This window comes from Streptococcus equinus (assembly GCF_900101445.1).
Classification (GTDB): domain Bacteria; phylum Bacillota; class Bacilli; order Lactobacillales; family Streptococcaceae; genus Streptococcus; species Streptococcus equinus_B.
On sequence record NZ_FNKE01000001.1, the window covers coordinates 118,228 to 130,259 of the forward strand.

The 12,032-nt window shown below is 33.5% G+C and carries 12 protein-coding genes and 1 pseudogene; all 13 read left to right on the forward strand.

Features of this window, described 5'->3' with window-relative positions:
* Nucleotides 1-30 precede the first annotated feature (30 nt).
* The 13 genes and pseudogenes from BLR83_RS00620 to BLR83_RS00680 all read left to right on the forward strand — a co-directional run bounded on the left by BLR83_RS00620 (nucleotide 31) and on the right by BLR83_RS00680 (nucleotide 12,019).
* A complete protein-coding gene (locus tag BLR83_RS00620; protein ID WP_327084551.1) occupies nucleotides 31-552 on the forward strand; it encodes an ABC transporter transmembrane domain-containing protein in 522 nt (173 codons plus the stop codon).
* A pseudogene (locus BLR83_RS09995) lies at nucleotides 543-861 on the forward strand (hypothetical protein); the annotation flags it as partial. The gene BLR83_RS00620 and the pseudogene BLR83_RS09995, both read left to right, overlap by 10 nt.
* Nucleotides 830-1,567, forward strand: a complete 738-nt coding sequence (locus BLR83_RS00630) for an ABC transporter ATP-binding protein (protein WP_027967951.1) — start codon at nucleotides 830-832, stop codon at nucleotides 1,565-1,567. The pseudogene BLR83_RS09995 and the gene BLR83_RS00630, both read left to right, overlap by 32 nt.
* 1 nt (nucleotide 1,568) lies before the next feature.
* Nucleotides 1,569-3,470, forward strand: a complete 1,902-nt coding sequence (locus tag BLR83_RS00635; protein WP_074481920.1) for an FtsX-like permease family protein — start codon at nucleotides 1,569-1,571, stop codon at nucleotides 3,468-3,470.
* A 44-nt stretch (nucleotides 3,471-3,514) separates the two neighbouring features.
* A complete protein-coding gene (locus BLR83_RS00640; RefSeq protein ID WP_074559576.1) occupies nucleotides 3,515-5,080 on the forward strand; it encodes a sensor histidine kinase in 1,566 nt (521 codons plus the stop codon).
* Entirely contained in the window at nucleotides 5,061-5,666 is a 606-nt protein-coding gene (locus tag BLR83_RS00645; protein WP_074559579.1) for a response regulator transcription factor, read from the forward strand. The genes BLR83_RS00640 and BLR83_RS00645 overlap by 20 nt, the downstream gene beginning before the upstream one ends.
* 137 nt (nucleotides 5,667-5,803) lie before the next feature.
* A complete protein-coding gene (gene nagB / locus BLR83_RS00650) occupies nucleotides 5,804-6,508 on the forward strand; it encodes a glucosamine-6-phosphate deaminase (RefSeq protein WP_074559581.1) in 705 nt (234 codons plus the stop codon).
* Between the two features lie 32 nt (nucleotides 6,509-6,540).
* On the forward strand, nucleotides 6,541-7,257 hold the full coding sequence (locus tag BLR83_RS00655) for a pseudouridine synthase (RefSeq protein WP_074559583.1): 717 nt from the start codon (nucleotides 6,541-6,543) through the stop codon (nucleotides 7,255-7,257).
* A 50-nt stretch (nucleotides 7,258-7,307) separates the two neighbouring features.
* A complete protein-coding gene (locus BLR83_RS00660) occupies nucleotides 7,308-8,270 on the forward strand; it encodes a competence protein CoiA (RefSeq protein WP_074559585.1) in 963 nt (320 codons plus the stop codon).
* Nucleotides 8,270-10,072 (forward strand): oligoendopeptidase F, encoded by a 1,803-nt coding sequence (gene pepF, locus BLR83_RS00665; RefSeq protein ID WP_074559587.1) that lies wholly within the window; start codon nucleotides 8,270-8,272, stop codon nucleotides 10,070-10,072. The genes BLR83_RS00660 and pepF overlap by 1 nt, the downstream gene beginning before the upstream one ends.
* A 69-nt stretch (nucleotides 10,073-10,141) precedes the next feature.
* A complete protein-coding gene (locus BLR83_RS00670; protein WP_074559589.1) occupies nucleotides 10,142-10,657 on the forward strand; it encodes a GNAT family N-acetyltransferase in 516 nt (171 codons plus the stop codon).
* A 1-nt stretch (nucleotide 10,658) separates the two neighbouring features.
* Nucleotides 10,659-11,270: an HAD-IA family hydrolase gene (locus BLR83_RS00675; protein ID WP_074559590.1), complete on the forward strand. Its 612-nt coding sequence runs from the start codon at nucleotides 10,659-10,661 to the stop codon at nucleotides 11,268-11,270.
* Nucleotides 11,271-11,317: 47 nt separating this feature from the next.
* Nucleotides 11,318-12,019: an O-methyltransferase gene (locus BLR83_RS00680; protein WP_074559592.1), complete on the forward strand. Its 702-nt coding sequence runs from the start codon at nucleotides 11,318-11,320 to the stop codon at nucleotides 12,017-12,019.
* The last annotated feature ends 13 nt before the right edge of the window (nucleotides 12,020-12,032 follow it).

The following is a 12,032-nucleotide window of genomic DNA, read 5'->3' on the forward strand; positions in this document are numbered from 1 at the left end:
AAAGTTTTAGTAATCAATAGTCTAAAACAGATGGTTAAGAAATATAAAAAATCAATAATAGTGATAATCATTTTTACATTATTATTTCAAGCCATAACAATTTCAATTCCTTTTGGTGTAAGAAAAATAGTTGATCATAATTTGGAAATTCTACAGAATATTTCTTATAATAAACTGTTAATGTTAGTTGTAGGAGTTGTTTCATTTCAAAGTCTTGTTCTTTTTATAAAAAATGTATTTTTAGCATTTTTGAAAACAAATATACACAATGATGTATCGATTATCTTTGTAGAAAAATTATTAAGGCTTCCATTGGAAAAAGTTTTTAAATTAGATAAGAGTGATGTTATCCATAGATACAATAGTATTTTAATAATAAAGGAATTGATTTCGGAAAAGACAATTTCTATCTGGTTGGATGTTGCTTTGATGATTTTAAGTCTATTCTACGTTTCATCTAAATCAATTCAAATTGGATTGGTTCTACTGATAATTCTTGTATTTGAATTAGGAGAGTTCTTTAAATTATTAGAAAGTAAACAAGAGAAATAATCACAAAACCTAAAATACTTGTCTTAGATGAACCCACCTCAGCATTAGATGTGAAGACTGAAAGAATTGTTCAGGAAAGTGTGGAGTCTTTAAAATGTACAAGAATTCTAGTAACACACAGACTTAATACGATAGAAAAAAGCTGACAAGATTATTATGATGGATTCAGGAAAAATTGTTGATTGTGGAAATCATAATAATTTGTACAACAAAAATATGTCATATAGACAAATGTACGATTCATACATGAATAAATACCAAAAAGGAGTGAATAAACATGGTACAATTAGAACTAAAAAATGTTTGTAAAAAATATACTGGTCAATCTCGCTATGCGCTAGATCATATTAATTTAGCAGTTGAAAAAGGTGATTTTGTAGCCATTATGGGGAGAAGTGGAAGCGGTAAAACAACATTTTTAAATGCTGCTTCAACTATTGATAGTATTGATAGTGGTGATATTTTTTGTGGTGGTAAAAATATTAGTCACCTTAATGATAATGAGGCAACTGAATTTAGAAAAAATAATGTTGGGTTTGTTTTTCAAGATTACATGTTATTAGATAGTTTAACTATTAGAGAAAATATCGCAGTTGCTTTATCTCTTCAAAATGTTGATAGGGCAAAAATAGACAGTAGAATTGATGACTATGCAATGGAGTTAAACTTATATGACCAGTTAGAAAAATATCCATATCAATTGTCAGGGGGACAGAAACAGAGAGCAAGTATTATTAGAGCAGTTATAAAAAATCCGGATATCGTCTTTGCTGATGAGCCGACAGGAGCATTAGATTTAAAATCATCAGAAGATACAATGAAGTTATTGAGTAAAATTAATCGAGTATTTAATGTCACTATCTTAATGGTTACTCATGATGTTTTATCAGCTTCTTATGCTAACCGAGTGGTTGTTTTAAAAGATGGTCAATTTGATAAAGAAATCATAAAATCAGAATGTGGTTCTTCATATCATGATGAAATTAGCCAAGCATTATCAAAAGTAGGTGAATAATATGATTTGGACAATAACAAAAGCAAATATTATAAAAAATTTTTCACTTTATCGAGTCTATTTTTTAGCTACCATTGGACTTTTAAGTGTATTTACAGCATTTTTAACGTTTACTTCTGATAAGATGACTCTGGCAAAAATAGCAGAGAGCGGGCAGGCTTCAGCGATAGCGAATATTTCACTTGTTTTTTTGATTGTTTTTTTAACTATTTTTTTGATGTATTTCAATAATTTTTTCATCAAAAGAAGAAGTCATGAATTAGGAGCTATGGCAATTTTAGGATTTTCTAAACAAAAGTTAGTTACTCTACTAACTATGGAGAATCTTGTTATTTTATCGGTGAGTTATCTTATTAGTCTTATTGTTGGGCCAACTTTGTACTCAGTGGTAGTATCTCTTATTATTAATGTTTTAGGAATTGAAATATCAAATCAGTGGTTTATATCATCAGAGATGATTGTAAAATCTTTTGGAATTGTATTAATCATTTTTGTTATTAATTTTTTGATTAACATTAGTATTATCAAAGGTCAATCTTTGATTGAGTTTGTTAATTATTCTAAAAAAGCTGAAAAACAAATTAAGGTGAAAAGGATTCGTTCAATTTTAGCAATTATGGCTTTAGGAGCTGCATATTGTTTGTGTTTAACAAGCATGTTTAGTGTGACACAGCGTATCTGGTTGAAAATAGGGATTATGCCAATTTCATTTTTAGTGATTATTCTTATTTCACTAGGAAGTATTTTTACAATTCGTTATGGTCTAGTTTTTATATTATCCCTTTTAAAGAAAAATCGAAAAAAACTCTATCAACCGGTAGCTAATGTTGTATATCCTAAACTTAGTTTTAGAATTGCAACAAAAAGTAAATTATTAATCATTTTAAGTGGGCTTTTAACATTGACGATTGTTATTAGTGGTATGATGGTAATGCTTATTACTTATAGTGTGAATGGTATTAGCCGTTTAAACCCATCAGTTATTGAATATAATTTACAGGATGAAAATGAATCGGTTAACATTGATAAAATTCTTAGTAAGTATCAAGTAAGTCAATTAGATATTCACCTTTTAAGACTTAATAGCAATCCTGAAATAACTATTACAGATAGTGGACAAACAATACCATATTTTGACTTGGTAAAATATAGTGATTATGAGCATCTTGCTAAAGTTCAAGGAAAAAAAGTATTGGCTGATACATCAGCTCCTCTGTTAATTAACTATTATCCTACTAAAAAAAGTTTAGGAAAAACATTTAAATTTGAAAATGGTAGTGAAGTAACTGTAAAAAAAGTAACAACTGATAATATTTTTAGTTTTGCAACTAGTGTGACTACTCTGGTTGTGAGTGATAAATTTTATGATAATTTGAGAGAAAGTTATCCAAGTAAGGAAATGATCATTAGGACTTTTAATGGGAATGATATTCGTCATAGTAAAACTTTTTATGAAAAATTTAAGAATCTAGATGATGTTAAGAGTAGCTATGAGCGTGAATATCTAGTTAAAACGGGAAATATTTCAACTTATATCTTTATTTCATTTTTATCAATACTGTTTGTTATTTGTACAGGAAGTATTTTGTATTTTACAAGTTTGGTTGAGATTATGGAAAATAAAGATGAATATTCTTATCTAAGTAAATTAGGATATAATGGACAGATGATTGACAAAATTCTTAAATGTGAAATTGGAGTATTGTTTGTTGTGCCTGTTTTAGTAGGTATTCTTAACGGAGGACTATTACTTATTTTTTACAAATATTTATTTACAGACAGTCTAGTAGCAAATCAAATTATTTTTGCTTCAATAGGGACTTGTTTATTAGTATTTTTATTACTTTATTTCATTGTTTTCTTTTTGACAAATCGTTCAGCACGTTCTATAGTTAGAGTTTAAAATATGATACAATGAAGAAAATTATATTTTAGTGGGAATGAGATATGGAACAACTGATTAAAAATGGGAGTAAAAAATACTTATGGGTCTTTGTTGTACTTTTTCAACAATTAATCACTTTGTTATTGTTGTTTTATGACGAAAAAATTGATGGATTAATCTTTTCTGAAAAATTTGCTATTATTACGATTTTACTTGATGGTATTTTTGTATGGTTAGCTTCAGTTTTACGTCAAGATAAAGATAGTATTTTTAAAAAGATTATTTTTATTATTTCTTTGACTATATGGCAATACTATTTTACAATATCAAATCATGATGTTTTCAATATAGTAGGAATTCTTTTTCAGCCGTTGCTGATGTATGGATATACTGTAGAAATTATTAACTTGATACTATATAATCAAAAAGATTTTAAAAGAAAATTTGATACAGTACTTATTAGTGGTATTTTAGTAACTATATTATGTTATTTTATTAATCCCTCTCTGTTTAATTTGTTATATTTCTTTATATTTGTTTTATTACATTTCTACCCATTGTTATTATTGGTAGTTTATCGTTCACATTTTAAGCAGGTTATTAGTCCAGTAAAAAAATCATGCCTCTATTTTGCAATTCTTCTACTGTTCATATTAAGTACTGAGTTTTACGGAGATGTACATGGTGTTAGTCCAATTTATACTAATTTAGGTTGGTATTTATTTCCTTCTATATTGGGAGTAATTTATTATTTTAGAACGATTCATGATAAACTTCGCTTGGAAATAAAGCGATGCTGGGGTGATTATCGACCAAGAGTTGAAGTATCACTGATATTTTTTATAATTGTATGGATAATAGTTATTCGCTTTTTTATCACAGATTTTCTCTTATTTTTTGTTGTTACAAGTATCAATGTATTATTCATTTTGATGGTGCTATCATGGTCGATTTATTATATATCTAAAATGAATGAGCGGGTAATGCTAATCGATGGACAACGTTTGTCACGTTTTATGAAAACAGAAGAAAGTGTTCGACAGGATTTTTCGAATTACCTTCATGATGATATTTTGCAAAATATTATAGCCGTTAAAAATTTACTAGCCTTGGAAAATCAGAAGCTTGCTAGTCAATATGTTGTTGAGGAATTAAATGATTTAGTTGTTAGTATTCGAAATGAAATTGATTCCTATCATCCTATATTGTTGCCAGAGAAAAATTTAAAGGATAATTATCAGATGCTTTTAGCTGAGTTAGTGCAAAAACGTAAGAGCAGTAGACAAATCATTTTTAATTGCTCTGATGACTTGTATTTGCTTCCTCCATATGATGTTATGGTATATCGATTTTTAAAAGAATTGACTAATAACGCAATTAAATATGCAACAAATGACAGTATTGATTTATCTTTAGATATTCAATCAGATACGATAGTAATTAAGCAATGGAATGAATGTTTAGGTCATAGAGAATCAATAACTTTTGGACGAGGGTTTAAATCAATTGAGGAAACCTTATCAGCTTTTGGAGGAAATATTAGTGTTCAGATTAGTGACAACATCTTTGTAGTAAAAATTTTATTACCAGTAGATTGGAAATTATGTTATGAAAATTTTATTGATTGATGATCATAAGCTTTTTGCAAAGAGTATTCAATTGATGTGTGAACAATTTGATGAAATTGATGTTTTGGATACTTTAACGACAAATTTTGATAATCTTGACATTAATTCAGCCTATTATGATATTGTTTTACTTGATATTAATTTAACAAATATTTCTAAGGAAAATGGCTTGGATTTAGCTGAAAAATTAATTCAGAAAAATCCTGAAATGAAGATTGCTATGTTAACAGGTTATGTAAAATCAGTTTATGAGGAACGAGCTAAAAAAATTGGTACCTATGGATTTATTGACAAAAATATTGAGCCAGATAAACTTTTGAGGGTTTTGAAAATAATTTATTCTGGAAGGAAATATTTTGAGTCTTACCAATGTAAAGAGTATCTAGAAGAATTAACCAAGCAAGAGGTTGTCATTTTAGATTTAAGTCGAAAAGGACATACTATAAAAGAAATTGAGGAGAAGCTTTACATAAGTCGTAGAACAGTATTTAACCATTTGAGTCATATCTATGAAAAATTGTCAGTGAACAATAAGCAAGAAGCTATTTATAAAGCTGAGCAATTAGGCTACCTTATGGATTTTTAACTGTAAAAAGGGTTTGGAATTTAAGTTTCAAACTCTTTTTTTATTTTTAAAACATTTTCCTTGACAACAATTGGTATATACCATATAATAATTTTAGATGAATGGTATATACCAAAAAACGAGAATGGGGAAATAAGATGAGAGTAATTCGTGTTAATGATCAAATTGAAGGTGGTAAAGCAGCATTTGCTTTGTTAAAAGGAACTTTGGAAAATGGTGCTAAAACATTAGGATTGGCAACAGGTAGCACACCTCTTAGTTTCTATAAAGAAATTGCAAATAGTGACCTTGATTTTTCAGAAATGACAAGCATTAATCTTGATGAATATGTCGGCTTAGCAGCAGATAACGCACAAAGTTATCATCATTTTATGAAGGAAAATCTTTTCCAATATAAACCTTTCAAAAAAAGTTTTTTACCAAATGGATTGGCGACTGACTTACAAGCAGAAGCTCGCCGTTACAATCAAGTGATAGCTGAGCACCCAATTGATTTTCAAATTTTAGGAATTGGACGAAATGGTCATATTGGTTTCAATGAACCTGGCACACCATTTGATATGACGACTCATATCGTCGATTTGGCTGAAGATACGATTGAGGCAAATAGTCGTTTCTTTGACAGCATGGAAGAAGTGCCAAAACAAGCTATTTCAATGGGAATTCACTCAATCATGCAATCAAAAATGGTTGTTTTAATGGCTTATGGCAAGGATAAAGCTGACGCTATCAATCAAATGATTAATGGCCCAATCAGCGAAGATTTGCCAGCAAGCGTTCTTCAAAATCACCCAAATCTTGTGGTGATTGTTGATGAGGCTGCAGCGAGTGAATTAGACTAAAAAATTGCTTCAGAACATGGTAAAATAGGAGCATGCGTTTAGATAAATTGTTAGGACAAGCGGGATTTGGCTCTCGAAATCAAGTCAAAAAGCTCATCAGAAGTCGTCAAGTTTATGTGGATGGCAGGCTAGCTGAGGCAGACAATTTGAATGTTGAGCCAAGTCTGCAAGAGATAACTGTTTCGGGAAAACAGGTTACACTATCTACAGAAAAATATTTCATTTTAAATAAACCAGCTGGTGTGGTTTCTGCGGTTTCTGATAAGGAACATCAGACGGTCATTGATTTGATTGCTGAAGCAGACCGAGTGCCAAGACTCTATCCAGTTGGGCGTTTAGACCGCGACACGGAAGGTCTACTTTTGATTACCAATAATGGTCCTTTGGGTTTTCGCATGTTGCATCCAAAATATCACGTTACAAAGACTTACTATGTTGAGGTTAATGGTTTGTTAGCAGCTGATGCGCCAGCCTTTTTTGAAAATGGAGTGACCTTTGATGACGGAACGGTTTGTAAACCTGCTAATCTTGAGATTATCGAGACAAATTCTGAAAAAAGCTCCGCTTATATCTCGATTGCAGAAGGAAAATTTCATCAAGTTAAGAAAATGTTTTTGGCTTATGGGGTCAAGGTCATTTACCTCAAACGAATGACTTTTGGTGACTTTGAACTTGGTGACTTGCCAAAGGGACAATACCGAGAATTGAATACGAAAGAAAAAGAAATCTTGAAAAATTATTTGGATTAATCCGGTGTTTTTTCAGGATTTTTTTCGAATAAAGAAGTAGGAGGTTTAATATGCTGTCTGCTCTTGATGAAAATGGTCGTTTGGTCTTCTTGTTAGATGAGATTCCTGAAAAGCAAGCTTTTACTTGTCCAGCTTGTCATTCACCAGTTCGACTGAGGCATGGTCAGATTATGCGTCCGCATTTTGCGCATGTGTCACTGGAAAATTGTGACTTTTATAGTGAAAATGAAAGTGATGAACATTTGCAGTTAAAAGCAGGACTTTATCAGTCGCTTTCGCAAAGTGAAAAAGTGGTCGTTGAGGCTGTTTTGCCAGAGCTGCATCAGGTTGCAGATATTTTGGTCAATGATACCCTTGCTCTGGAAGTTCAGTGCTCCAGATTATCAGAAAAGCGTCTCAGAGAACGTACGGCTTCTTATCACAAGGCGGATTTTAATGTTTTATGGCTTTTGGGAGAAAAACTGTGGCTTGGCGAGCGTTTAACGCCGCTACATCGACAGTTTTTATACTTTTCACAGAACATGGGATTTCATCTGTGGGAGCTAGATGTCAAGAAAAATCTTGTTCGACTACATTATTTGATTTATGAAGATTGGCATGGTAAAGTGCATTATTTGACGAAAAGCTGCTCGTTCTCAGGAAACTTGATGGCATTTTTCAGGCTTCCTTTTCAAAAACAAAAACTCTCAACTTACGACGTTAAGCAAGATCCAAATCTATTAAGCTATATTCAAAGACAATTATCTTCTCGAAATACTTCTTGGTTAAAGCGTCAGGAAAAAGCTTATATCCAAGGGAAAAATCTTCTCACCCTTCCTTTGTCGACTTATTTTCCGCAAGTTAGGCCACCAGAAGTTAAGGATGGTTTTTGTCAAATTTCACAAGATTTATCAACCTTTTATGAGACCTTTAGGCGTTATTATCAAAATCAAAGTGAAAAAGGTGTTCAAAAACTTTACCCACCAGCTTATTATGGTAGAATGGTTAATAATGCCAAGAAAAGGAGAACATAATGTCAGATAATCGTAGTCATATCGATGATAAATACAAATGGGATTTAAGCACTGTTTTTGCGACTGATGACGCTTGGGAGGCTGAATTAGCTAAGTTAGATGCTGATTTAGAAGATGCTAAAAAATACAAAGGTCATTTGACACAATCAAGTAAGGATTTGCTAGCTATTACGGAGCATTATCTTGATTTGTCACGCCGATTGGAAAAAGTTTACGTTTATGCATCAATGAAAAACGACCAAGATACGACAGTGGCAAAATACCAAGAATACCAAGCCAAAGCCACAGCGCTTTATGCTAAATACAGCGAAGTATTTGCCTTTTATGAACCAGAATTGATGCAATTATCAGCTGAAGGCTTTGCGGCATTTGTTGCTGAAACGCCAGCGTTGTCAGCTTATGCGCATTTCTTTGAACAACTTTTCAAACGCCAAGCACACGTCTTGTCACAAAAAGAAGAAGAGCTCTTAGCTGGTGCACATGAAATCTTTGGTGCTGCTGGTGAAACTTTTGAAATTCTAGATAATGCTGATATTGTTTTCCCAGTGGTTTTAGATGATGAAGGCAATGAAGTGCAATTAACACATGGTAATTTCATTAGTCTTTTGGAATCAAAAAATCGCGACGTCCGAAAAGCAGCTTATGAAGCGATGTATGCCACTTACGAACAATTCCAACACACTTACGCTAAGACATTGCAGACAAATGTTAAGGTTCATAATTACGATGCGCGTGTTCACCACTTCAAGTCAGCACGTGAGGCAGCACTTTCTGCTAACTTCATTCCAGAAGCAGTTTATGATACATTGATTGACCGCGTAAATGCACACTTGCCATTGCTTCATCGTTATGTGGAACTTCGTAAAAAAGTTCTTAAATTAGATGATTTGAAAATGTATGATATTCACACACCATTGTCTGAAATGGATATGAGCTTCACTTATGAAGAAGCTTTGAAAAAAGCAGGAGAGGTCTTGGCTGTCTTTGGTAAAGATTATTCTGAGCGTGTTCATCGTGCTTTCACAGAACGTTGGATTGATGTTCATGTCAATAAAGGAAAACGCTCAGGAGCTTATTCTGGTGGGGCTTACGATACCAATGCCTTTATGCTTTTGAACTGGCAAGATACACTTGATAATTTGTTTACCTTGGTACACGAAACTGGACACAGCCTTCATTCAACTTTCACACGTGAAAATCAACCATATGTTTACGGTGATTACAGCATTTTCTTAGCCGAAATTGCTTCAACAACCAATGAAAATATTTTAACGGAAACACTTTTGAAAGAAGTTGACGATGATAAAGCTCGTTTTGCGATTTTGAATCATTTCTTGGATGGCTTCAAAGGAACAATCTTCCGTCAAGCACAATTCGCAGAGTTTGAAGATATGATTCACAAAGCAGACCAAGCTGGTGAAGTATTGACAAGCGAATACCTTAACAATCTTTATGCAGACCTAAATGAAAAATATTATGGTCTTAGCAAGGAAGACAATCCAGAAATTCAATACGAATGGGCACGTATTCCGCATTTCTACTACAATTATTACGTCTATCAATACGCAACAGGTTTTGCTGCAGCAAGCTACCTAGCTGATAAAGTGGTTCACGGTACACAAGCTGATATTGACCGTTACCTTGATTACCTCAAGGCTGGTAATTCTGATTACCCACTTAATGTTATTGAAAAAGCTGGTGTTGATATGACAAGCAGTGATTATTTGGATGCTGCCTTCAAGATTTTTGAAGATCGTCTAGATGAACTAGAAGCCTTGGTTGAAAAAGGGGCACACCTTTAAAATAGTTTTTGAGACTGGATGATTCCAGTCTCTTTTATGCTATAATGGAAAAAATTTGGAGGTGCTGGCATGGAAATTCGACCAATTAACTTTTGTGATGAAGAAGCTTACCGCTCTTTTCTAGCGTCTTTTAAAAATGATGATAATCCTTTTGTCGCTCCTGAGACGACGCGTGAAGTCACTGACTTTAAGGCGTTTGTTGAAAATAGCAGAGCTCAAGAAAGAAAAGCAGCTCATCCAGATTATTCGACGGTGACCACTTATTATGCGTTTGTAGATGGAAGCATTGCTGCGCGGATTGCTTGTCGTTGGCAACTTGAAAAAGGAAATCTATCGACTGTTGGTGGACATATCGGCTACCAAACCTCACCAGAATTTAGACGACAAGGCATTATGACAAAACTTCTTAACTTCGCCCTTGAAGAATATGGTAAACGTGGGATTAGTCCCGTTTTAATCACAGCGCGTGAAGATAATATTGCCAGTCGTCACATTATTGAAAAGGCTGGCGGGGTTTTAGAAAATAGCATTGATTTAGAAGACGGGCATCGTTTAGCACGTTATTGGATTAGATTGGAGAAATAGATTGACAACTTTGATTTGGGATTTTGATGGAACTTTGGTGGACTCGTATGAGGCAATCGGTGAAGCTTTGAAAGTCACCTATGCACATTATGACCTAGACTTTAACGAAGAATGGGTTATGTCGTTTATCATCAAAGAATCGGTCAAGGCTTTGCTTTACAAGGTAGCCAAAGAGGAAGATTTGGATTTTGCTGAGCTGTCTACTTTCTTTAAAAAAGAGCAAGAAGCGCGTGACCACATGATTAACCCAATGCCACACATGGCAGAGGTTTTAAAGCAAACTAAGCAAGCTGGCGTTAGCCATTTTGTATACACTCATAAGGGTATTACGGCTAATGATGTTTTAGAGAGACTTGGGGTGCGTCAGTATTTCACAGAAGTAGTGACATCAGCCAATGGCTTTGCACGTAAACCTGAGCCAGAAGCTATTAACTACCTGCTTGAAAAATACCATCTTGATAAAGCTGAGACTTATTATGTTGGTGACCGTCGTATTGATGTTGAAGCAGCTGAAAATGCAGGCGTCAAGTCAATCAATCTGGGTCAACCAAACTCAAAAATCAATCAAAAAATCGCTGATTTGTCTGAGATTATGGCACTTTTAAAAGCATAAAAAACTAGCTATTCACATCAGCTTTATTTTGCTATATAATAAGAGTTATGGTTAAATCATATTCAAAAACAGCAAATCACAATATGCGACGTCCTGTTGTCAAAGAGGGTGTCGTGCGTTATATGCGAACACGTCAAAAGCAAAATGATGGCTTTTTAGCGGAATTAGAAGCTTTTGCACATCAAGAAAATATCCCGATTATCCAGCACGAAGTAGTGGCTTATTTCCGTTTCTTGTTGCAAACTTTGCAACCTAAGAATATCTTGGAAATTGGGACAGCGATTGGTTTTTCAGCGCTTTTGATGGCAGAAAATGCACCCGAAGCTAAGATTACAACACTCGATCGTAATCCAGAAATGATTGCTTTTGCCAAGGAAAACTTTGCAAAATACGACACTCGCAAGCAAATCACATTGGTTGAAGGCGATGCCGTTGATACTCTTTCAACCCTTGAAGGTGAGTATGACTTTGTCTTCATGGATTCTGCAAAATCAAAATACATCGTCTTTTTGCCAGAAGTTTTGAAACACTTGAAAGTTGGAGGCGTTGTGATTTTTGACGATGTTTTCCAAGGTGGCGATATTGTCAAATCAATCGAAGAAGTGCGTCGCGGACAGCGCACGATTTACCGTGGTCTTCAACGACTTTTTGACGCAACGCTTGATAATCCAAATCTGACAGCAAGCCTTTTGCCACTTAGTGACGGACTGCTAATGCTCCGTAAAAATGCAGAAGACGTAGAACTGTAAAATTAAGCAACAT